The organism is Actinomycetospora rhizophila (assembly GCF_042657905.1).
Lineage (GTDB): Bacteria > Actinomycetota > Actinomycetes > Mycobacteriales > Pseudonocardiaceae > Actinomycetospora > Actinomycetospora rhizophila.
Genome location: NZ_JBHSKG010000015.1, coordinates 94,425 through 117,007, shown reverse-complemented (window position 1 = coordinate 117,007; position 22,583 = coordinate 94,425). Strand labels below are relative to the sequence as shown.

At 76.1% G+C, this 22,583-nt stretch carries 17 protein-coding genes; 11 read left to right on the top strand and 6 right to left on the bottom strand.

Going from position 1 to position 22,583, the window contains the following annotated elements:
• Positions 1-5: 5 nt before the first annotated feature.
• From rimO to ACFPK1_RS24110, 4 genes are all read left to right on the top strand, one after another.
• A complete protein-coding gene (rimO, locus tag ACFPK1_RS24125; RefSeq protein WP_378023501.1) occupies positions 6-1,454 on the top strand; it encodes a 30S ribosomal protein S12 methylthiotransferase RimO in 1,449 nt (482 codons plus the stop codon).
• Entirely contained in the window at positions 1,451-2,077 is a 627-nt protein-coding gene (gene pgsA / locus ACFPK1_RS24120; protein WP_378023500.1) for a CDP-diacylglycerol--glycerol-3-phosphate 3-phosphatidyltransferase, read from the top strand. The genes rimO and pgsA overlap by 4 nt, the downstream gene beginning before the upstream one ends.
• 143 nt (positions 2,078-2,220) lie before the next feature.
• Positions 2,221-2,796, top strand: a complete 576-nt coding sequence (locus ACFPK1_RS24115; protein WP_378023499.1) for a helix-turn-helix domain-containing protein — start codon at positions 2,221-2,223, stop codon at positions 2,794-2,796.
• A gap of 154 nt (positions 2,797-2,950) precedes the next feature.
• Positions 2,951-3,781 (top strand): PspA/IM30 family protein, encoded by an 831-nt coding sequence (locus ACFPK1_RS24110; protein ID WP_378023498.1) that lies wholly within the window; start codon positions 2,951-2,953, stop codon positions 3,779-3,781.
• Between the two features lie 106 nt (positions 3,782-3,887).
• Here the strand turns inward: ACFPK1_RS24110 and ACFPK1_RS24105 are convergent, their stop codons facing one another.
• The 5 genes from ACFPK1_RS24105 to ACFPK1_RS24085 all read right to left on the bottom strand — a co-directional run bounded on the left by ACFPK1_RS24105 (position 3,888) and on the right by ACFPK1_RS24085 (position 10,543).
• Positions 3,888-4,538, bottom strand: coding sequence for a hypothetical protein (locus ACFPK1_RS24105; protein WP_378023497.1), 651 nt, complete (start codon positions 4,536-4,538; stop codon positions 3,888-3,890).
• 107 nt (positions 4,539-4,645) lie between these two features.
• A complete protein-coding gene (locus tag ACFPK1_RS24100) occupies positions 4,646-7,378 on the bottom strand; it encodes an ATP-binding protein (protein WP_378023496.1) in 2,733 nt (910 codons plus the stop codon).
• A 32-nt stretch (positions 7,379-7,410) separates the two neighbouring features.
• A complete protein-coding gene (locus ACFPK1_RS24095) occupies positions 7,411-8,292 on the bottom strand; it encodes a DNA-formamidopyrimidine glycosylase family protein (protein WP_378023495.1) in 882 nt (293 codons plus the stop codon).
• Positions 8,293-8,342: 50 nt separating this feature from the next.
• Positions 8,343-8,666: a hypothetical protein gene (locus ACFPK1_RS24090; RefSeq protein WP_378023494.1), complete on the bottom strand. Its 324-nt coding sequence runs from the start codon at positions 8,664-8,666 to the stop codon at positions 8,343-8,345.
• A 74-nt stretch (positions 8,667-8,740) separates the two neighbouring features.
• Positions 8,741-10,543 (bottom strand): MFS transporter, encoded by a 1,803-nt coding sequence (locus ACFPK1_RS24085; RefSeq protein ID WP_378023493.1) that lies wholly within the window; start codon positions 10,541-10,543, stop codon positions 8,741-8,743.
• 168 nt (positions 10,544-10,711) lie between these two features.
• Between ACFPK1_RS24085 and ACFPK1_RS24080 the strand changes: the two genes are divergently transcribed.
• Positions 10,712-12,223, top strand: coding sequence for a M28 family peptidase (locus ACFPK1_RS24080; protein WP_378023492.1), 1,512 nt, complete (start codon positions 10,712-10,714; stop codon positions 12,221-12,223).
• Between the two features lie 104 nt (positions 12,224-12,327).
• Positions 12,328-13,140, top strand: coding sequence for an IclR family transcriptional regulator (locus ACFPK1_RS24075; RefSeq protein ID WP_378023491.1), 813 nt, complete (start codon positions 12,328-12,330; stop codon positions 13,138-13,140).
• Positions 13,141-13,149: 9 nt separating this feature from the next.
• Here ACFPK1_RS24075 and ACFPK1_RS24070 read toward each other — a convergent pair whose 3' ends face one another.
• Positions 13,150-13,794, bottom strand: coding sequence for a LuxR family transcriptional regulator (locus tag ACFPK1_RS24070; protein WP_378023490.1), 645 nt, complete (start codon positions 13,792-13,794; stop codon positions 13,150-13,152).
• A gap of 199 nt (positions 13,795-13,993) precedes the next feature.
• On the opposite strand from ACFPK1_RS24070, the gene ACFPK1_RS24065 reads away from it, so the two are divergent.
• From ACFPK1_RS24065 to ACFPK1_RS24045, 5 genes are all read left to right on the top strand, one after another.
• Positions 13,994-14,785, top strand: coding sequence for a response regulator transcription factor (locus tag ACFPK1_RS24065; RefSeq protein ID WP_378023489.1), 792 nt, complete (start codon positions 13,994-13,996; stop codon positions 14,783-14,785).
• Positions 14,786-14,871: 86 nt separating this feature from the next.
• Complete coding sequence (locus tag ACFPK1_RS24060) at positions 14,872-16,152, top strand: aspartate aminotransferase family protein (protein ID WP_378023488.1); 1,281 nt, start codon at positions 14,872-14,874, stop codon at positions 16,150-16,152.
• A 17-nt stretch (positions 16,153-16,169) separates the two neighbouring features.
• Positions 16,170-17,477, top strand: a complete 1,308-nt coding sequence (locus tag ACFPK1_RS24055) for an aspartate kinase (RefSeq protein WP_378023487.1) — start codon at positions 16,170-16,172, stop codon at positions 17,475-17,477.
• Positions 17,474-21,673 carry a Pls/PosA family non-ribosomal peptide synthetase gene (locus ACFPK1_RS24050; protein WP_378023486.1) on the top strand — a complete coding sequence of 1,400 codons (4,200 nt, stop codon included), beginning with the start codon at positions 17,474-17,476 and terminating at the stop codon, positions 21,671-21,673. The genes ACFPK1_RS24055 and ACFPK1_RS24050 overlap by 4 nt, the downstream gene beginning before the upstream one ends.
• The gene (locus tag ACFPK1_RS24045; RefSeq protein ID WP_378023485.1) at positions 21,670-22,389 is read left to right on the top strand and encodes a hypothetical protein; all 720 of its coding nucleotides are present in this window, start codon (positions 21,670-21,672) and stop codon (positions 22,387-22,389) included. The genes ACFPK1_RS24050 and ACFPK1_RS24045 overlap by 4 nt, the downstream gene beginning before the upstream one ends.
• Positions 22,390-22,583 lie beyond the last annotated feature (194 nt).

Here is a 22,583-nt window from a genome sequence, read left to right as displayed (position 1 = left end):
CCCGTGTGGCGCTGGTGACCCTCGGGTGCGCCCGCAACGACGTCGACAGCGAGGAACTGGCCGGCCGGCTGGCCGCCGAGGGCTGGGACGTCGGGGCCGACGACGACGGCGCCGCCGACGTCGTCGTCGTCAACACCTGCACGTTCGTCGAGCAGGCCAAGAAGGACTCGGTCGACGCCGTGCTGGCCGCCGGCGGCGGTGACGCGAAGGTCGTCGCGGTCGGGTGCATGGCCGAGCGGTACGGGGCCGAGCTCGCCGAGGCCCTGCCCGAGGCCGCCGCGGTGCTCGGCTTCGACCACTACGGCGACCTGCCCGCCCGCCTCGACGACGTCCTCGCCGGGCGCCCGCTCGCCTCCCACACGCCCACCGACCGCCGCACGCTGCTGCCGATCAGCCCGGTGAAGCGGCCCGAGGCGGTGCGCGACACGAGCATCCCCGGGCACGAGTGGGTGCCGACGGTGCCGCGGCGGCGCCTGGACGACGCCCCCGTCGCCCCGCTCAAGCTGGCCTCGGGGTGCGACCGGCGCTGCACCTTCTGCGCGATCCCGTCGTTCCGCGGCGCGTTCGTCTCCCGCGACCCCGGCGACGTCCTCGCCGAGGCCGCGTGGCTGGCCGACCACGGCGTCGCCGAGGTGCTGCTGGTCAGCGAGAACTCCACGTCCTACGGCAAGGACATCGACGCCCGCGGCGCCGCCGGCGGGGCCCTCGAGCGCCTGCTCGGCGAGCTCGCCGGGGTGCCGGGGATGCGCCGGGTGCGCGTCTCGTACCTGCAGCCCGCCGAGGTGCGGCCCCCGCTGCTGCGCGCCATCGCCGAGACCCCGCGCGTGGCGTCGTACTACGACCTGTCCTTCCAGCACGCGAGCGCGACGGTGCTGCGCCGGATGCGGCGCTTCGGCTCCCGGGAGACGTTCCTCGCGCTCTGCCGCGAGATCCGCGCGCTCGACCCCGAGGCGGGCATCCGCTCCAACGTCATCGTCGGCTTCCCCGGCGAGACCTCCGACGAGCTCGCCGAGCTCGAGGCGTTCCTCGCCGAGGCCGAGCTGGACGCCGTCGGGGTGTTCGGCTACTCCGACGAGGACGGCACCGAGGCCCTCGACCTGCCCGGCAAGATCGATCCCACCGAGATCGCCGCGCGCGTCGAGCGGATCACCAGCCTCGCCGAGCACGTCGCCGAGGACCGGGCCGCCCGCCGCGTCGGGACCGGGGTCGAGGTCCTGGTCGAGCGCTTCGACGACGAGGAGGGCGCCTGGGTCGGCCGCGCGGCCCACCAGGGCCCCGACGTCGACGGCGAGTGCCGCCTCTCCGGTGACGAGGAGCTGCTCGACGCGCTCGTGCCCGGCGTCGTGGTCACCGGGCGGGTGGTCGACGCCGAGGGGATCGACCTGGTCGTCGAGGCGCTGGCCCTGACCGGTGAGCACCCGGAGCGGGCGTCCGTCGGGGCGGGGGCCCGGTGACGACGCGCGGGTCGGGCGGGCGGACCCCGTCCACCGCGTCCACCGCGGGCGTCGTCACGCCGGCGCCCGTGCCGCTGGTCAACATCGCGAACGCGCTGACCGTCGTGCGCCTCGTGCTGGTGCCGGTCTTCCTCGTCGTGCTCTTCGTCGACGACGGGCACAGCACGCCCTGGCGGTGGGCGGCGTTCGCGGTGTTCGCCGTCGCCTCGCTCACCGACACCTTCGACGGCGACCTCGCGCGCCGCTGGGGGCTCGTCACCGACTTCGGCAAGATCGCGGACCCGATCGCCGACAAGGCCCTCACCGGCGCCGCCCTCGTCGGGCTCTCGGTGCTGGGCGAGCTCGCGTGGTGGGTGACCATCACCATCGCGGTGCGCGAGCTGGGCGTCACCCTGCTGCGGTTCTGGGTGCTGCGCCACGGCGTCATCCCGGCCAGCCGCGGCGGCAAGATCAAGACGGTGCTGCAGACCCTCGCCCTGGGCCTCGCGATCATGCCGTTGCCGCCGGTGGTGGCGCCGGCGGTCGCCGTGCTCATGGTGGCCGCGGTCGTCGTCACCGTCGTCACCGGCGTCGACTACCTGGTCCGCGCGCTGCGGCTGCGCGCGCGGGCGCGGGCCGCCTGAGCTGTTCGCTCAGGACGAACAGCCCCGGGCCCGCTCCGGGGTGCCCCTCCCGGCGATCTCGGTACGGTGGACGGACACGGTCGTCGGCCCCCGCTCGGGGGGTCGTCACGGGGACACCCACGACCGGTGCTGGGAGGTGCGGCATGGCGCTGCTGTTGCGCGAGGCCATCGGCGGGAGCATCCGGCGGGCCCGGACCGGGCGACGCCGCACGCTGCGGGACGTCTCGCGGGAGGCGCGGGTCAGCCTGGGCTACCTCTCCGAGATCGAGCGGGGCCGCAAGGAGCCGTCGAGCGAGCTGCTCGCGGCCATCTGCGAGGCCCTGGACCTGCCGCTGTCGGAGCTGCTCGACGAGGTCGCCGACGTCATGCGTCCTTCGCCGCGGCGCGTGCCGGTGGGCGCCGGGGCCGGGGGCCGGGGCGGGTTCGACACCGCTGACGGCACGGTCGACCCGGAGCTGCGCTCGGCGGTCGAGGAGGCGTTCGAGCCGGACGCCGGGGAGGGCGCGAGCATGTCCGCGCGCATCCCCACGCCGCCGGAGCCCACGGAGCCGGCCGCGCCGCGCACGGTGGCGCTGCCCGAGCCCGAGGGCGCGCCGGTCGTCGACGACGGCGAGGAGGTCGTGGCGCCCGTGGAGGGAGCGACGACCGTGCGTCTCGTGGGCCTCGCGGGCGGCGTCGGCGGACCGCGCGCGACGACGGTGGTCTGCGTCGCGGCCTGAGCCGTGTGATCGGTGTGAGCGCTGTTCTCAGCGTGATCGTCGGGTTCGGCGGGTCGGTGGAAGCCTCCGCGGGGAGGTGAGACGATGGACCGTGAGACCAGGCGCGGATGTCGCCGCCTGAGCCGGATCGACATCATGAATTGGGCGGGAGCAGATGGCCAACCCCTTCGTCAAGGCCTGGCGGTACTTCCTGGCCGCGTTCTCTTCGAAGATCGATGAGCACGCGGACCCGAAGGTCCAGATCCAGCAGGCCATCGAGGACGCGCAGCGTCAGCACCAGGCGCTCTCGCAGCAGGCCGCGTCGGTGATCGGCAACCAGCGCCAGCTGGAGATGAAGCTGAACCGTCAGCTCGCCGACATCGAGAAGCTGCAGGCCTCGGCGCGCCAGGCGCTGGTCATGGCCGACGACGCCCGGGCCAAGGGCGACGAGGAGGGCGCGCAGCGCTACGAGCAGAGCGCGGAGCAGTTCGCCTCGCAGCTCGTCACGGCCGAGCAGAACGTCGAGGACCTCAAGACGCTGCACGACCAGTCGATCGGCGCCGCCCAGCAGGCCAAGCAGGCCGTGGAGCGCAACGCCCAGACGCTGCAGACCAAGATCGCCGAGCGCACCAAGCTCCTCAGCCAGCTCGAGCAGGCCAAGATGCAGGAGCAGGTCTCCGCGTCGCTGCGCTCGATGAGCGAGGTCGCGGCGCCGGGCAACACGCCCTCGCTCGACGAGGTGCGCGACAAGATCGAGCGCCGGTACTCCACGGCCCTCGGGCAGGCCGAGCTCGCGCAGAACAGCGTGCAGGGCCGCATGCTCGAGGTCGAGGCGGCCTCGCGCGACTACGCGGGCAAGAGCCGGCTCGACCAGATCCGCGCCTCGATGGGGCAGGGTCAGGGCCAGGTCCCGGCCGGGCAGCAGGCCCAGCCGCAGGCCCAGCCCGCGCAGCCCGCGGCGCCGCAGCAGCAGCCCACGCAGCAGCAGGTGCCGCGCCAGAACTGACGGCGACGGCTCAGCCGGGGCGGCCCGCGAACCGCCCCGGCGTCGTCCCGGTCACGCGGCGGAAGTGCCGCGTGAGGCGCGCCTGGTCGTGGAAAGCCCGCGGTCGTCAAGGGGTCGCGGATGCACCCCTGACCGGCGCGACCGGGACGTCGGCGCCGCCCACGTCCCAGCGCTCCATGCGGTCGGGCGGGGAGACGAGCGCCGGGTCCTCGCCCGCGGCCGGGTCGGTCGCGTCGACCGCGGCGCGCGCCGCGTCGAGGGGGGCGGCGTCGGTGGCCAGGTGCAGCCCGCGCATCGAGCGCGAGAGGCGGTCCCACAGGAACAGCAGCCGCACGGTGCCGGGCAGCGCCCGCACCGCGGGGATGACGCGGTCGTGGTGGATCCGGTCCATGGCGGCCCGCCCGGCGTCGCTGAAGGGCCCGTCGAACGTCGCGACGGCCGCGACGGTGGGCTCGGCGTCCCCGGCGGGGCCGGGCTCGTCCTCGGTGACCTCGTAGACGACGTCCTCGTCGATGACCGGGCGCGGCAGGTCCCCGGTGGCGGCGCGGGTGCGGTCGGACGCGGCGCGGGCGTCCTCCTCGGTGGACCACAGGGTCAGCAGGGCCCGCATCGCGGTCGGGCCGGAGACCATGAAGTAGGCCCCGCCGTAGCCGGCGTGCCGGCGCAGGATGTCGGTGAGCTCCCCGCGGCGGGCGTAGGGGTCGTCGGGCCCGCCGGTCGGCGGCAGCGAGCTGATGGTCTGGAGTCGGGCGAACACGGCGTCCACGTCCTCTCGGTGGTGCGGGTGGATGCCGTCGAGCGTGGGGCGCGGGGCCGGGGGCGGACCTCCGTGCCAGCACGCAGATCGCGGTACGCAGGGCGCGCTCAGAGGGCCTCGGTGGCCCAGGCGGCGAGCTGCGTGCGGTTGTGCAGGCCCAGCTTGGCGAGCGCGTTGCGGACGTGGCTCTCGACCGTGCGCTCGCTGACCACCAGCCGGGCGGCCACCTCGCGGTTGGCGAGGCCGGTCACCACGAGGGCGACGGTCTCGCGCTCCCGGGCCGTCAGGGACCCCGCACCCGGCCCGAGCCCGGTGAGCTCGGCGAGCAGGGCCGCCGCGCCCTCGTGCGTCGGGCGCAGGCCGAACCGGCGCGCCACGGTGCGGGACTCGTCGAGCGCGCGCCGGGCGCGGTCCCGGTCGGCGGCGCCGCCCCGCGCCGCCAGCGCCCGCCCCAGCTCGAGGGCCGACCGCGCGAGCCCCGGCATCGCCCCGAGGCGCCGGTCCGACGCCACGGCCTGCTCGGCCAGCCGGACGGCGTCGTCGTGGTCCCCGAGGTGGCGGGCGACCCGCGTCGCGAAGCGGGCGACCGGCCCGGGGGCGCCGGTGGCGCTGTCGCAGCGCAGCGCCGTGTGCGGCTGCAGCTGCGCGTGGACGGCCCGCAGCACCTCGGTGTCGTCGAACGCGACGGCGAGCTCGCTGCCGCAGCAGATGATCGGGCGCCACCGGCCCGTGAGCGGGACGTCGAACAGCTGCGGGCGCAGCTCGTCGTACAGGGTCCGGGCCAGGTCCTCGTCGCCGCGGTCGAGGAACGCGACACCCCCGGTGGCCCAGAAGACCGGGAAGTGCCGGGTCGCGGCCATGGCCGCCTCGTCGGGGTGCCACGAGGGGAGGGTGCCGAGGTCGCGGTGCAGCAGGCTCACGAAGGCCTCGAACAGCGGGCCGGCCGTGGGGTCCTGGGTGCGCCGGCCCAGCTCGCGGAACCGGCGGGCCAGCCTGAACGCCTCGTCGTACCGCCCGACGAGGTGGGCGCGGGCGGCGCGCGCCCGCAGCTCGTGCCAGCGGGCGAGGGTGCCGCCGACCTGGTCGGCCACGGCGCCGAGCGCCTCGACGCCCGCGTCGACGACGTCGAGCGAGCCGAGCTCGAAGGCGTCCTCGATGCGCCACACGTGCCCCCACACCAGGGCCTCCGGGCGGCGCGTGGTGGCCCCGAGCGCGATGGTGCGGCGGCCGACGGCGAGCCGGTCGGCGACGAGGTCCGGGCCCCCGCTGACCTCGTAGCGGGCGTGCAGGGCGTGCAGGACCGCGTCGACGCCCTCGGAGTCGCCGGCGTGCCGGTCGGCCATCGCCAGCGCCCGGGCGGAGGTCTCCGCGGCCTCGTCGCGGCGCCCGCGCACCGCCGCGATCATCGCCTCCTGGGCCAGCACCCGCGCCCGCCGCGCCGAGTCCTCGTCGGCGAGCAGCGCGCCGGCGCGCTCGACGAGCCCCTCGATCCGCCCCGCGACCAGGTCCGGGCCGATCCCGCGCACGACGACCGCGGCGGCCGCGGCGAGGTCGGCGCGGCCCGCCCGCTCGGCCGCGTCGAGCACCGCGTCGGCCTCGTCGAGGGCGTCGGTGGTGCGGTCGGCACGGACCAGGGCCCGGGCCAGCGCCAGCCGCACCTCGGCGCGCCCGACCGGGTCGTCGGTGACGTCCAGGGCGCGCCGGTACCAGGCGGCGGCGTCGTCGGGGGCCCGCCGGGCGGTCGCGTCCTGCGCCGCGGCCCGGCAGGCCTCCGACGCCGCGGCCCGCGCCTCGGGGGAGTCGGCGGCCGCGACGAGGTGCCCCGCCACCTCGCCGACCCGGGCGGGCGGCAGGGCGTCGGCGAGCCGGCGGTGCTCCTCGCGGCGCCGCGCCGTCGAGAGCCCGTCGCGGCACGCCGCGCGCACCAGCGCGTGCGACCAGCGCACCCGCCCCGCGTCGCGGGGGTCCTCGCCCAGCAGGCCCGCCGCGAGCACCTCGGCGAGCGCGGCCGGGCCGTGCTCGTCCAGGACGTCGAGCTCCACCTCGTCACCGGCGACCGCGGCGGTGGCCAGCAGGTCGCGGGCGGCGGGGGAGAGCAGGGCGACGCGGCGCCGCACCAGGGGCGCGACCGCCTCCGCGTGCACCTCGGGGGCGCGCAGGAGCTCGCGCAGGTGCAGCGGGTGCCCGGCGCTCACCCGCAGCAGGGTGTCGACGGCGGCCTCGTCGGGCTCGGCCCCGTCCCGGCGGCGCAGCAGCTCGCGCAGCGCGTCGCGGCCCAGGCGCCCGGGGCGCAGCACCACCGGGACCGCCGCCTCGAGACCGGCGGGCACCGGCTCGCGGGTCGTGGCCACCAGCAGCAGCGACGGCCCCCGGGTGGCGACGACCTCGCCCGTCAGGTGCGCCAGGAGGGCCAGCGAGGCCTCGTCGGCGGCGTGCACGTCCTCGACGGCCACCACGAGCCCGCCGTCCGCGGCGCCCGCGAGGGTGTCGGCGGTGTCGGCCATCGCGCGGAAGCGGGCGCGGGCGTCGCTGCCCTCGGTGGCCGCGCCTCCGAGGTCGAGCACGGACGGGTCCAGGCCCCGCCCGCGCGCCGCGGGGCTGCCCAGCAGGCGCAGCCAGGGCCAGAACGCCGGCGTCCCGAGGTCGGCGCTCGCCCGGCCCAGCAGGGCGGGCACCCCCCGGTGCTCCGCCGCGTCGAGCACCGCGCCCAGGAGCGTCGACTTCCCGATGCCCGCCTCCCCGACCACGAGCACCGCGGCGCCGCGGCCCGCCCGCGCGTCGTCCAGCGCCGCGACGAGCACGGCCGTCTCGTGCTCGCGGCCGGGCGGGACGGGGTGCACCGGAGCAGTGTGACCCGCCGCACACCGTCGGCCTAGTAGCGCGCCTGCCGGCCGGACTGCTGCTGGGGCCGGCGCCCCGCGCGCCGCGGCGGGAGCTGCGGGTGGGGGCCCGGCTGGCAGGTGGGGCAGAAGTAGGCGATGCGGTCCTCGCGATCCGGGCTCCCGTCGTCCTGGCCGGCGGTGCGCACGACGTCGCGGCAGCGCCGGCAGCCGCGCCCGCCGCGCTCGAAGACCCAGTGCTGGGCGTTGCCGCCGAGGTCGCCGGTGGTGGACTGCTCGGGCCGCCAGGCGTTGCGGACCAGCAGCTTGTGGGCCCAGGCGACGGCGTCGTGCACCTGGCGGTCGGTGAGGTCGCCGACCCGGGTCCACGGTGAGACGCCCAGCAGGAAGCAGATCTCCGCCTTGTAGAGGTTGCCGACCCCGCACGCCACGCGCTGGTCCAGCAGGGCGGCGCCGAGCTCGCGGTCGGGGTCGGCGCGCAGGAGGCGCTCGACCTCGGCGTGCGTGTCGGGCCCCCAGTCGTCGCCGAGCAGGTCCGGCCCGAGGTGCCCGACCCAGGTGTCCTCGCGCTCGGTGGGCACCAGGTCGAGGTCGTGGAGCCGGTAGCCGACGGCGACGCGGTCGGGGACCTCGAGGATCGCGCGGATCGAGTGCTCCGGGCCGCCGCGCCAGGGCCGTCCGGGCCGGTAGAGGTGCCAGGTGCCGTCCATGCGGAAATGGCTGTGCAGGCTCGTACCGTCGTCGAAGCGGGTGAACAGGTGCTTGCCCACGCTGACCACCGCGAGCACCGTGCGCCCGGCGAGGTCGTGCTCCACCAGCCGCGGGTGCCGCAGCTCCCCGCGCGTCAGCTCCCGGCCGGCCAGCGCGTCGTGCATCCGCCGGCCGGCGAGGAAGACGGTGTCACCCTCCGGCACCCCGCCATGGTCCCACCGCGCGCCCCGCTCGTCCGGGTCAGTCGTCCGGCTCAGTCGTCGGGAGGTCCGGGGCGCGACGGCACCTGCTCCTCGCCGACCCCGTCGCGCGGGTCGCCCGCCGTGACGTCCACGGGTGCCAGCGCCGACGCGAGGCGCCCGCGCAGCGAGCCGAGATCGCGGGTGTGCGGGTCCTGCGGGTCGGTGGTGGCGCGGTCGACGCTCTGCAGGACGTCGACGAGCTGCTCGACCAGGGCGCGGGCCTCGACGCCGAGCAGCGCGAGGTCCTCGGCGTCCAGATCGCGCGTGACCGTGCCGGCACGCAGCGCCGCGGTGGCCTCCCGGACGGCCACCACCGGGGTGTCGTCGCTGGTCATGGATCCCTCCGCGTCGTCGGGGTCGGGACGCGTGAGGAGTGCCACGCGCCGGGCGGCGCACAAACACCCGGGGATCAGGAGCGCGGGGTGCACCCCGTCGGCGCGGCGGCGGTGCACTCGGCGCCCGTGATCGCCGCGAGCGGGGCGCGGACCGGGCGCAGCACGAGCGGGTCGGCGAGCGTGTCCTGGCCCGGCGCGACGTGCACGGCGGTCGGCCGCGCGCCGGCCAGCGCGGCGATGAGCAGCACCGGGCGTTCCGGGCCGGGCTCGGCGGCGAAGGCGCCGTCGGGGTCGACGGGGGCGACGGCGAGCTGGCGCCCGTCGTTGCCGACCAGCGTCACCCGCGCGCCCGCCGCGGGGCCGCCGTCGTCGTGCAGGACGACACCGCGCAGGACGACTCCGCGGACCGGGGGCTCGGCCGGCGCCGTGACGTGCTCGACGTGCTCGACGTGCTCGACGTGCTCGCTCGGCTCCGGCAGGTTCGGCACCGCCAGGCTGACCAGCAGCGCGAGCACCGCGCACCCGGCGGCGATGAGCAGGGTGGTCTGGATCGCGCCCAGCGACGGGACGAGCGCCCCCTCGACCCGCACCGTCGCCGCCCCGAGCACCACCGCGGCCACCGCCGACGCGGTCGACGTGCCGATCGAGCGCATCAGGGTGTTGAGGCCGTTGGCGGCGGCGGTCCGCGTCGTCGGCACCGCGCGCATGATCAGCGCCGGCAGCGAGCCGTAGGCCAGGGCCACGCCGGCACCGATGACGGCGATGACCAGCGAGATCTGCCACGCCGCCGACAGCAGGAACGTGCCCGCGGCGTACGCCCCGGCGATGATGACCAGGCCGATCCGCAGCGACGCCCGCGGCCCCCAGGCCGCGGAGACCCGGGCGGTGACCGGCGACATCAGCATCATGACCAGGCCGTTCGGCGCGAGCGTCAGCCCGGCGACGAGCAGGCTCAGCCCCAGCCCGTGCCCCGACGCGAGCGGCGCCGAGAGCAGCTGGGGGAAGACCACCATGCCCGTGAACATCGCGACGCCCACGGGGATCGAGATCAGGTTGGGCAGCAGCACCGCCCGCTGCGCGTTGAGGCGCAGGTCGACCAGCGGGTCGCGCACCCGCAGCTCGTAGAAGCCCCACGCCAGCAGCGCGACCACGGCCACCCCGGCCGAGGTCAGCGTCGCCGCGCTGCCCCAGCCCCACTCGCCGCCCTTGGACACGGCGAGCAGCAGCCCGATCAGCCCGATCGACAGCCCGACCGCGCCGCCGGCGTCGAAGCGTCCGCCCGAGCGGGTCGACGACTCGGGGATCACCAGGGCGACGAGGAGGAGCCCGGCGAGACCGAGGCCGCCGGCCACCCAGAACAGGGCGTGCCAGTCGGCGATCTCGACGATGACGGCCGCGAGCGGCAGGCCGAGCCCGCCGCCGATGCCCAGCGTCGCGCTCATCAGCGCGATGCCGGAGCCGAGGCGCGCCGGCGGGAGGGTGTCGCGCATCAGGCTGATGCCGAGCGGGACCGCGCTGACCGCGACGCCCTGCAGCGAGCGCCCGACGAGCACCGGCACGAGGTCGTTCGTCACGGCGCAGAGCACGGAGCCGACGACCAGCAGCCCGAGCGTCGCGACGAGGACGCGGCGCTTGCCGATCATGTCGCCGAGCCGCCCCGCGATGGGCGTCGCGACCGCCCCGGCGAGCAGCGTCGCCGTGATCACCCACGACGCGGTGGCCGTCGACGTCGAGAGCAGCTGGGGGAGCTGGGGCACGAGCGGCACGACCAGGGTCATGCACAGCGACGCGACCAGGCCCACCGAGGACAGGACCGTGACGACGAGGGCGGGGCTGGGCCGGGTGCCGGTGGGCTCCGGCTCGGCGGCGTGCGGCACGCACTCTCCTCGGGACGGGCGATCGTTGGCTGTGCCAACCAACTGTAGCCCGCGGCGGCCGCCCCGGAAGGGGCCGGAGGGCGTGAATCCGCTCGGTCCGTGCCTCCGTGCACCCCTGCGCATGGTTCGTGTCACACCGCCCGATGTCATCCGCTACGGTCCGTGAGCATGATCGCGACGCGGGCCGTGACCGCCCTCGCTCTCGGCGCCCTGCTCGCGCTCGCGGCCTGCGGGAGCGGGCCCGGCGGGGGAGCGGCGCCCCAGGCGGCGCCCGCGTCCTCGCCGTCGGCCGCCCCGGCGCCCACCGGCGACCCCGGGCTGGCCCGGCGCCTCGCCGAGCAGGTCACCGGCGACGGCGCGTACGCGCGGCTGGAGGAGCTGCAGCGGATCGCCGACGCGAACGGCGGCAACCGCGCCTCCGGGCAGCCGGGCTACGACGCGAGCGTCGAGTACGTCGCCGGGCAGCTGCGCGCGGCGGGCTACACGGTGGAGACGCCGAGCTTCCCGTTCGACACCTTCGCCGCCCAGGCACAGACGCTCACGGTCGGCGGCGCGCCCGGCCCGGCCGTCACCGCCCTGACCTACTCGCCGACCACCCCGCCCGACGGCGTCACCGGCCCGCTGGTCGTGGCGCCCGACGCCCCGGGCGACCCGACACCGGGCTGCGAGGCGACCGACTACGCGACCCTCCCCGCCCGCGGCGCGGTGCTGCTGGTCCGCCGGGGCGCCTGCACGTTCACGCAGAAGCAGCAGGTCGCCGCCGAGGTCGGCGCCGCGGCCGTGCTCGTCGGCAACAACGTCCCCGGCCCGCTCGGCGGCACCCTCGGCTCGGTGGCCGAGGGCCGCCTGCCCACCGGCGGCCTCGTGCAGCCCGACTTCGACGCGCTGCTCGCCCGGGCGGGCCAGCCGGCGACGGTCACCCTGGTGACGCAGTCGCAGACGATCACCACGCGCAACGTCGTCGCCCAGACCACGACGGGGCGCACCGACGAGGTCGTCATGGCCGGCGCCCACCTCGACTCGGTGCCCGAGGGGCCGGGGATCAACGACAACGGCTCCGGCTCGGCCGCCCAGCTCGAGATCGCCGTGCGCCTCGGCGGCGCCCCGCCCGTGACCAACGCGGTGCGCTTCGCCTGGTGGGGCGCCGAGGAGGTCGGGCTGCTCGGGTCGACGGCCTACGTCCAGGGCCTGACGCCCGAGGCGCGCCGCGACATCGCCGTGCTGCTCAACGCCGACATGCTCGGCTCGCCGAACCCGGCCTACTTCGTCTACGACGGCGACGACTCCGACCGCCAGGGCGCGCCGCCCGGGCCCCGCGGGTCCGAGGGCATCGAGCGCACGCTCGCCGGCGCGCTGACCGCCGCGGGCGCCCAGCCGCAGGGCACCGACTTCGACGGCCGGTCGGACTACGGGCCGTTCGTGGAGGCCGGGATCGCGTCCGGGGGGCTCTTCAGCGGCGCCGAGGAGATCAAGACCCCCGAGCAGGCGACGCGCTGGGGCGGGCAGGCCGGCGCGCCGTACGACGCCTGCTACCACCAGGCGTGCGACACGCTCGCCAACATCGACCGCGTCGCCCTCGACCGCATGCTCGACGCCCTCGCCGTGGGGGTCGGCACCTATGCGGTCGATCTCGGTGGGCCGAACGGCGTCCCCCCGCGTGACCAGCGCCAGACGCGCTGACACGGAGTAGGGTTGCGGATCACGCAACCCGAGCGGCGCCGGTTCGACCACGACGGACCCCCGCTCCCCGGCCGGGCGCGCCCGATCGGAGAGGATGGGGATCGATGACGGCCACCGACGGTGATCCCGACGAGACCGGACGTGGGCGGAGCGAGCCGTCGCTCGTCCGCTCGGTCGACCGGGCGGTGACGGCTCTCGAGGTCGTCGCCGCGCGCGGCGAGGTCGGCATCACCGAGCTCGCCGAGGAGCTCGGCGTGCACAAGTCCACCGCCTCGCGGCTCGTCGCCGCCCTCGCGCGCCGCGGGATGCTCGAGCAGCTCGGCGACCGCGGACGCGTCGCGCTCGGCTTCGGGGTCGTGCGCCTCGCCGCGTCCGCCACCGGCCGGATGGACATCGCCCGCCTCGGCCAGCCGACCTGCCAGCAGCTCGCCGAGCAGGTGGGGGAGACCGTCAACCTCGCCATCCACGACGGCGAGGCGGCCATCAACGTCACCCAGGAGTTCGGCACCGCGTCGGTGACCACGCAGAACTGGGTGGGCCGGCGGACCCCGCTGCACGCGACCTCGGCCGGCAAGGTGCTGCTGGCCTACATGAGCGACCCGGAACGGCGGGCGTTCCTGCGCCGTCGCCTGCCCCGCTTCACCGAGTCCACGATCACCGAGCCGGCCGCGCTGCGCACCGAGCTCGCCCGCGTCGTCGACGAGGGTCACGCGCGCTCGTTCGAGGAGCTCGAGGTCGGCCTGCACGCCGTCGCCGTCCCGGTGTGGGGCGCGGCGGGCGACGTCGTCGCCGCCCTCAGCGCGGCCGGCCCGTCCTACCGGCTCCCGCGGCGCCGGGCGCGGGCGATCGTGCCCGACCTGCGCGCCGCGGCCGAGGACCTGTCGACGCGCCTGGGCTGGGTCGGCTCCTCGGGCTGATGCGCGGGTTCAGCCGGCCCGCGAGGCGCCGTGCTCTCCCACCAGCTCGTAGCGCACCGCGAGCGAGGCGGCCTCGAGCCGGGAGTGCGCCCCGAGCTTGCGCAGCAGCGAGCGCACGTGGCTGCGCACCGTCATGACCGAGATGTGCAGGGTCCGCTCGATCTGCTCGGTCGTGGCGCCGTCGACGAGCAGGGCGAGGCACTCCCGCTCGCGCGCCGTGAGGCTCTCGGCCCGCTGGCGCAGCCGGCGCGCCTCACCGGAGCGCGGCGCGCCGTCGCGGCCCGCGACCACGGTGACCACCTCGCCGTCCAGGACCCGCCGGAGCGCGTCGAGCAGCGTGCTCAGGCCGGCGCGCTTGTCGAGGACGCCGTCGACGCCCAGCGCGCCGGCGGTGTCCCCGCGGTGACCCGCCGGCCCGCAGCTGACCACGACGACCTTGGTGTGGCCGCCCGCCGCAGCGACCAGCTCGTCGAGGAGGCGGCCGCGGCCGAACTCCAGCGAGCGGTGGTCGACCAGGCAGACCGGCGGACGTCGTCGCCGCACCTCGGCGATGAGCGCCTCCGCGTCGCCGACCCCCTCCGGCTCCTCGTAGCCGCGTTCGGCCAGGGCCTCCGACAGCAGGTCGGCGAAGAGCACGTGACCGTCGCCGATCATGACATCGACCATGATGGTTCCCCCCGGAATCCCCACGCTCGTCACCGCTCGTCCTCTTGCCCGCGGTGGCGCACCATGCTAGCTACGCCGTCATGGTCATCACATATGTCCGATGTGGTGACGATGTGTCGATTTCGCCCGACCGCTCTCACCAAGATGAGGGACGCCCGTTCCCGGGCCGCTTCCTACCGTGCTGCACGTGCACCCCATCCGGGTCCAGCTGGTCTGCGACCAGCAGATGCTGGCGGACGCCCTGCGCGTCCGGCTCGCGCGCGAGCCGGACGGCTTCGTGCTGTCCCACCGCCGCAGCGGCGACGAGCGCCTTGCCGACGCCGTGCGCACCCGCCGGCCCGACCTGCTCCTCATCGACGCCCGCTCGATCGTCGGGCACTGGTCGGCGCTGGTGGACACGCTCGCCGACGCGGCGCCCCGGGCCCGGGTCGCCGTCCTGTCCGACACCGTCGACCCCGAGGACGCCGTGAGCCCCGCCCGCCGGTGCGTGGCCGCGTGGCTGCATCCGCAGGTCACGGCCGACCACCTCGTCGACGTCCTGCGCGTGGTGGCCGACGGGCACACCGTGTACCCCTCGGCCGTGCTCGGCGACGTGCTGCGGCGCTTCGCCGTCGAGCTGCGGGACGCCGCGACCGGCGGCGGCCCGCTCATGCACCTCACCGAGCGCGAGCGCGAGGTCCTCGCGTGCCTGGTCCAGGGCAGCCGCGGCCGGGAGATCACCGATCACCTCGACCTCTCGGAGAACACCGTCCGCAGCCACACCAACCGGATCTTCCGCAAGCTGGGCGTGCACAACCGGCTCGAGGCCCTCCGGATCGCCCGCCAGAGCGGGTTCGAGCTGTGGGCGCCACGCGCCGCCGGGCACGCGGGCCGACCCGCGGGGCCACCGTCGTCGACGGAGCGGTTTCACCTGGTCACGGGGCGGACACCGGGGCCGTCCCGACGCCGCGGAGATCCCTCATCCGAGCAGGGCGACTGATGCACGTGGGCGATGCCGCCACGATCGGCGCCGCCCTACCTTCGTGAGCCTGCTGATCGCGGGACGACGACGTCCGAGGGGGAGCCATGGTCGCGGGTGCGGACAACCAGATCTTCGAGCGTCGGGAGTCCGTGGTCCGCAGCTACTGCCGCGGCGTCGACGTCGTGCTCGCCGGCGGCCGCGGCAGCCTCGTCCGGGACGTTCACGGCCGGGAGTACGTCGACTTCCTGGCCGGCGCGGGCGCCCTCAACTACGGCCACAACGACCCGGACATGAAGGTCGCGCTCCTCGAGTACATCGCGGGCGACGGGATCGCCCACGGCCTCGACCTGTACACCGACGCCAAGCGCGGGTTCCTCCAGGCGTTCGAGGACCTCGTTCTGGCGCCGCGCGGCATGGACCACCACGTGCAGTTCACCGGCCCGACCGGCGCCAACGGCGTGGAGGCGGCGCTGAAGCTCGCCCGCAAGGTCACCGGCCGCACGAACGTCATCGCCTTCACCCGCGGCTTCCACGGCCTCTCCCTGGGCGCCCTGGCGGCGACCGCGAACAGCACGATGCGGATGGCGCCGCACAACGCCCTGGGCGGTGTCACGCGGATGCCCTACGACGGCTACCTCGGCCCCGGCACCGACACCGCGGAGCTCCTCGCCGCCGTCCTCGCCGACCCCTCCAGCGGGGTGGACCCGCCCGCCGCCGTCCTGCTCGAGACCGTGCAGGGCGAGGGCGGCCTGGACCAGGCGTCCCCGCGGTGGCTGCGGCGGGTGGCGGGGCTGGCCCGCGAGCACGGCGCGCTGCTCGTGGTCGACGACGTCCAGGCCGGGTGCGGGCGGACGGGCACCTTCTTCAGCACCGAGGCCGCCGGCGTGGTCCCGGACGCGGTGGTGCTGTCGAAGTCGCTCTCCGGCTTCGGCCTGCCGATGTCGGTGGTGCTCGTCCGGCCCGGGTACGACCTCTGGGAGCCGGGTCAGCACACCGGGACGTTCCGCGGCAACGCGCACGCGTTCGTCACCGCCACCGTGGCGCTGCGGAAGTTCTGGTCCACCGAGGCCTTCACCCATGACGTCCACCGCCGCGCGGGGCTCGTCACCGAGCGGCTCACCGCCCTGGCCGACGAGCTCCCGGGGGCGCGGGTCAAGGGACGCGGGCTGATGCAGGGCGTGCAGGTCGAGCCGGCGCTGGCCGCCCGGACGACCCGCGCCTGCGTGGACGCCGGGCTGATCATCGAGCGGGCCGGGCCCCGGGGCGAGGTGCTCAAGGTGTTCGCCCCGCTCACCACGCCCGACGACCTCCTCGAGCACGGCCTGGACCTGCTCGCCGGGTGCGTGCTCGCGGGTCGTCCCGCCCGGGCCCCGCAGCCGGCCTGAGCGCGGAGGAGATCGAGGTGGAGCACGCCATGCCCGACCTGCTGCGACCCCCGACCCCGCCCGCCACGGTGGTGTGGAAGTTCGGCGGGACGTCGGTGGCGGACCACGAGCGCCTGCGCGCGGTGGCCGAGCGGATGGTCGCCGCGCACCACGACGGTCTGCGGGTCGTCGCCGTGCTCTCCGCCATGGGCCGGTCCACCGACGAGCTCTGCGCGCGGGCCTACACGATGAGCAGCCAGCCGTCGCTGCGCGAGCTCGACGCGCTGCTCTCGGTCGGCGAGGCGATCTCGTGCGCCCTCGCGGCGATGGCCATCCACGAGCTGGGGTGCCGGGCCGTGTCGCTCAACGCCGCGCAGATCGGCATCGTCACCGACGGGGCGCACTCCAACGCGCGGCTGCGCCACGTGCCCACCCACCGCATCACCGCCGAGCTGGACGACGGCGCGATCGTGCTGGTCACCGGCTTCCAGGGGGTGTCGGAGACCGGCGACGTCACCACGCTGGGCCGGGGCGGCTCGGACGCCTCGGCGGTCGCGGTCGCCGCCGCCCTCGGGCTGGACCGGTGCGACATCTACACCGACGTGCCCGGGGTCTTCACCGCCGACCCGCGCCTCGTGCCGGACGCCCGCCCGCTGGAGTCCGTCGGCCACGAGGAGATGCTCGAGCTGGCCGAGGGCGGCGCCGGGGTCCTGCAGCCCCGCGCGGTGGAGCTGGCCGCGGCCCAGGGCGTGGACGTGCACCTGCGCTCCAGCTTCACCCACGAGAGCGGCACCTGGATCCGGCGGGAGCTCCCGCGCCTCGAGAGCCTCGACGTCGTCGGGCTCGCCCACCGCCACCAGGAGCGCCTCTACGCCGTCCCGGACGTGTCCCCCTCCCACGTCGCGTCGGTGCTGGCGGCGCGGGGCGCGTCGGTCGGGGCGCTGGTCCGGCAGGGGAGCGAGGTGCGCTTCACCGCGCCGGGGACCGACCCCGCGGAGATCGACGCCGCCTTCGGCGCCGCCGACGGGGGCGTCCGGGTGCACGACGACCTCGGCACCGTCAGCGTGGTGAGCACCGGGATCGCGCGGAAGCCGGAGATCACCTGCCGGGCGCTGCGCGCGCTCGAGGGGGCGGGCATCGAGGCGTTCCTGCTGACCGTGACCCCCGGGCGGGTCTCGGTCCACGTCGACGCGGCGCGGGTGCCGCACGCGGTCCGGCTCCTGCACGACACCTTCCTCGGCCCGGCCGTGCCCGCTCCCGTCGCCGACGTGGTCCCGATCCCCGTGCCCGCCCTCGACCCGGTCGACGCCGACGGGGCGCACCCGCGGGGGGAGAGCGTCCGGTGACGACGACGGCGCCCGCGGCGGGCGCGGCGACCGGTGCCGCGACCACGGTGGTCACCGTGCCCGCCGCGGCACCGCCCTTCCGCCCGTGCTCCGCCCTGGTCATCCGGCCCGAGCACGCGAACCGCGCCGCGGTGCTCGTCGCCGAGGGCCACGTGGTCCGCGGTCCGCGCCGGGCCCCGGGGGCGCGGTGCGCGGGGGAGCGGCTGCACGAGCTGTTCGAGCAGCAGGCCGACCGGCTCCGGGCGGCGGGGCACGGCGACCGGCTCGCGGTCGACGCCGGCGACGTCGCGCTGACGTTCGACGAGCTCGACGCCCGGGCGAACCGGCTGGCCCGCCACCTCCTGCGGCGGGGCGTGCGCGCGGGGGCCCGGGTCGCGCTGCTGGTCGACCGGCCGGTGCTCTCCTACGTCGGCATGCTGGCCGTCTCGAAGGTCCACGCCGCGTTCGTGCCGCTCGACGTGGGGTTCCCCGGCGACCGGATCGCCTACATCGTGGCCGACGCCGGGGTCACGACGGTGCTGTCGTCGTCGACCGCCCGGGACCGGGTGGACGGGCTGGACGGGCTGTCGGCCGACCTCGTGCTGGTCGACGACGACGCCGGCGCGATCGGCGGGCTGCCCGGCGGGCGGCTCGGTCCCGACGAGCGCGGCGACCCCGTCGAGGCGCTGGCCTGGATCATCTACACCTCGGGGTCGACCGGACGGCCGAAGGGCGTGGCGGTGGACCACCACAGCGTCTGCAACTTCGTGCGGGTGGCGGCCGAGGTCTACGGCCTGCGGCCCGACGACCGCGTCTACCAGGGCATGACGATCGCGTTCGACTTCTCGGTCGAGGAGATCTGGGTCCCGTGGGCCGCCGGGGCGACGCTCGTGCCGAAGCCGCCCGGCGCCGCCCTGCTGGGGGCCGACCTCTCGGCGTTCCTCACCGCGCGGCGGGTGACGGCCCTGTGCTGCGTGCCGACGCTGCTCGCCACCCTCGAGGACGACCTGCCCGCGCTGCGGTTCCTCCTGGTGTCGGGGGAGGCCTGCCCCCAGGACCTGATCGGGCGCTGGCACCGGCCGGACCGCCGCTTCCTCAACGTCTACGGGCCGACCGAGACCACGGTGACCGCCACCTGGACCGTGCTGCACCCCGACCGCCCGGTCACCATCGGGGTCCCCCTGCCGACCTACTCGGTCGTCGTCCTGGACCCCGAGGACCCGCGGCGGGCCCTGCCCCGCGGCGAGATCGGGGAGATCGGCATCGCCGGGGTCGGGCTGGCGCGGGGCTACGTCAACCGCGAGGACCGCACGCAGCAGGCGTTCGTCCCCGACTTCCTCGACCTGCACCGCATCACGGCCAACCCCTCGGGCCGGATCTACCGGACCGGGGACCTCGGCCGGATCGACGACCGGGGCGAGGTCGAGTACCACGGCCGGATCGACCTGCAGGTCAAGGTCCGGGGCTACCGCATCGAGCTGACCGAGATCGAGTCGGTGCTGCTGGCGGTGCCCGGTGTCGCCGCCGCCGTCGTCGACACCCACGAGCCCGAGCCCGGCACCGTCGAGCTGGTCGGCTACTACACGGTGCGCCGGGGGGAGGCCGTCGACCCCTCCGACGTCCTCGCGCGCCTGCGCGAGCAGCTGCCGCCGTACATGGTCCCGGCCTACCTCGAGCAGCTCGCGGCGATCCCGATGACCACCAGCGACAAGGCCGACCGCAAGAACCTCCCGCCCCCGACCGGCGGGCGCCTCGTCGTCGGGGAGCACGTGCCCGCGGCCACCGCCACCGAGCGGGTGCTCGCGGAGACGCTCGCCGCGGTCGTCGACACCGAGCAGGTCTCGGTGACCGCCGACGTCTTCGACGAGATCGGGGCCACCTCGCTGCTCGTCGCCCGCTTCACCGCCCGGCTGCGCGAGACGCCGCACCCGCCGCCGGTCTCGACCAGGGACGTCTACGAGCACCGGTCGCTGCGGGCGCTGGCGCTGGCCCTCGACGCGGCCGCCCCGGCCGGCGAGCCGGCCCCGGCGCCGGACCGGGTCCCGGCGCGACGCGCCCCCGGTCTCCGCTACGCCCTGACCGCGCTGGCGCAGCTGGTGCTGCTGCTGGCCGGGGTCCACGTCGTGGCCCTGGTCCTCGAGGCCGCGTACCGGTGGGTGCCCGACGCCGCCGATCTCCGGGGCGTGGTGGCGCGGGGAGCGGTGTTCACCGCGATCACGCTCCTCGCGCTCTGCGTGGCGCCGGTCGTGGTCAAGTGGGTGCTCGTGGGGCGGTGGACGTGCCGCGAGATCCCGCTCTGGGGGCTCGACCACCTGCGCTTCTGGGTGGTCCGGACCCTGACCCGGCTGAGCCCGCTGACCCTGTTCGTCGGCTCGCCGCTCTACGTCCTGCACCTCCGCGCGCTCGGCGCCCGCATCGGGCGCGACGTGCTCATCCTGTCGCGCACCGTCCCCGTGGCCACCGACCTCGTGACGATCGGACCGGGCACCGTGATCCACCGGGACGCGTCGTTCACGGGGTACCGGGCCGTGCCGGGGCGCCTGCAGACCGGGCGCGTCACCCTCGGCGCGGACGTGCTGGTCGGCGAGAAGACCGTCCTCGACGTCGACACCCGCATGGAGGACGGCGCGCGCCTGCACCACAGCTCGGCCCTGCACCCGGGCGTGGTGGTGCCGGCGGGGCAGACCTGGCACGGCTCCCCGGCCGAACCGACCACCGCCCGCCCCCGCCCGGTGCCCACCCTGCCGGCCCGCCGGCTGCGCGCGGCCGTCTTCTGCCTCCTGCAGCTGGCCGCCCTGTTCGTCGTGGCCTGCGGCGGGCTGACGCTGCTGGTCGTGGCGCTCGCGCACGCCTCGCTCTGGCTGAGCCTGCTCGAGCCGACGTGGCCGGCCACGCTCGGCTGGCGGATCCCGCTGGCGATGCTCGCGGTCATGGTCGCGGCCGGGCTGGCCGTGGTGCTGCTGCGGCTGGCGGCGATGGCGGTGGTGCCCCGGCTGCTCGCGCCGCTCGTGCGGCCCGGCCGCGTCCGCCCGCTCTACGGGCTGGCCGACGTCGCCCGGCGCACCACCGAGAGGATCACGAACGCGCGCCTGTTCGTCGTGCTGCTCGGCGACAGCTCCTTCGTCACGGCCTACCTGCGCACGCTGGGCTACGACCTCTCGCGCGTCGAGCAGACCGGCTCGAACTTCGGCACCCAGCTGCGGCAGGACACGCCCCTGGCGACCCGCATCGGGACCGGCACCGTGGTCTCGGACGGCCTGTCGGTGATGAACACGGAGTTCTCCGCCACCGCCTTCCGGGTCGGCCGGGTCACCGTGGGGGAGCGCACCTTCCTCGGCAACGACGTGGCGTTCCCCGTCGACGCCCGAGTCGGCGACAACTGCCTGCTGGCCACCAAGGTGCTCGTCCCGGTCGACGGACCGGTGCGCCACGACGTCGGGCTGCTCGGGTCGCCGCCCGTCGAGATCCCGCGGTCCTCGGCACGGCCGCCCGGCGATCGGTTCGACGTCGCCGACCGCCCCCGGGAGCTGCGCCGCCGGCTGCGCGGCAAGAACCGGCACAACGCGCTGACCGTCGCCGTGGTGCTGCTCGCGTGGGCGGTGCAGGACGCGGTGGCGCTGCTGCTGGTCGTGCTCGCCATGCCCTTCCACCCGCGGTTCCTCGAGTGGGCCTTCACCGGCGGGCTGGTGAGCGTCGCGCTGTTCCTGCTCGCGTCCTCGGTGCTGCTGGAACGCGCGTGCCTCGGTTTCCGCTCCCTGCGGCCCCGGCAGCTCTCGCTCTACGAGCGCGCGTTCTGGCGCCACGAGCGGCTCTGGAAGCTGTTCACGACGCCGCCGCTGCCCGGCACCCCGTGGCAGAACCTCCTGTGGCGCCTCGCCGGCCTGCGCGTCGGTCGCCGGCTCTTCGACGACGGGTGCGTCATCCCCGAGAAGAGCCTGGTGACCCTCGGCGACGACGTCGTCCTCAACGCCGACACCGTGCTCCAGGGCCACTCGCTCGAGGACGGGGTCTTCACCTCCGACCGGATCGCGGTCGGGTCGCGCAGCTGCCTGGGCGTCGGCGCCTTCGTGCACCACGGCACCGCGATCGGCGAGGGCAGCGTGCTCGAGGCGGACTCCTTCCTGATGAAGGGCGAGCAGGTCCCCGCGGGCAGCACCTGGCGGGGCAACCCGGCGGCGCCGTGGCGCACCGCCCGGACCGGGACGGTGCCGCCGTGAGCTGGTGGAGACACCGCGGCCCCCGGCCGGTCGCGGTGGTGTACAGCGACGACGCCACCGGACCCCGCGACGGCGACGACACCGGCGCGCTGGCCGCGATGCTCGCCGCGACGCGGTGGGGCTTCCAGGTGATCACGGCCGGGCCCCGGGGCAGGACCTCCGTGCAGGAGGCGCTGTCCCGGCCGGACGTCGTGCTCTACGCCCAGCCCGGCGCCGACGGCGACGACGACCAGGCGTTCCGTCGCCAGAAGCGGGACAAGCGCGCGATCCGCCGCTTCGTGTCCGACGGCGGCTTCTACCTCGGCGTCTGCATGGGCGGGTTCCTCGCGGAGCCCGGCCACTTCGACCTCTTCCCGGGCCGGGTCGACGAGTACTACTCGTCCCCGGGCGCCTCGGTGACCACCGACGACCCGGCCGTCGTCCCCGTCCTGTGGCGCGGGACCCCCCGCGCCATGTACTTCCAGGACGGCGGGTTCATGGTCCCGCGCCGCCGTGCCCGGTCCGCGATGACGGTGCTGGCCGAGTACACCAACGGGTCGATCGCCGCGGTCGTCGCGCCCTGCGGGGCGGGCCGGATCGCGCTGTGCGGCCCGCACCCGGAGGCGCCGCCCGCCTGGTACCGGGAGGCGGGACTCGCCTACGGCGGATCGACCCAGGACCTCGGTGACGACCTGGTCGACACCCTCATGGGCCTCCGGGACGGCAGTCCGGGCTGACGCGTACGTCACGTTCCGCGATCGCGACGGACGCCGCTGCGCCGGGAGCACGGCGCGACGCCGCAGGTCAACCCGTCTGTGTGATCGTTCTCCGGATCGTCATCCCTCGTTCGGGTAAAGGTCTCTTGACCTGTCGTTCTCCCGCCGTTCGCGAGGCACACCTAGCGTGGCCGCGGGCCCGGCTGAAGGGGAGA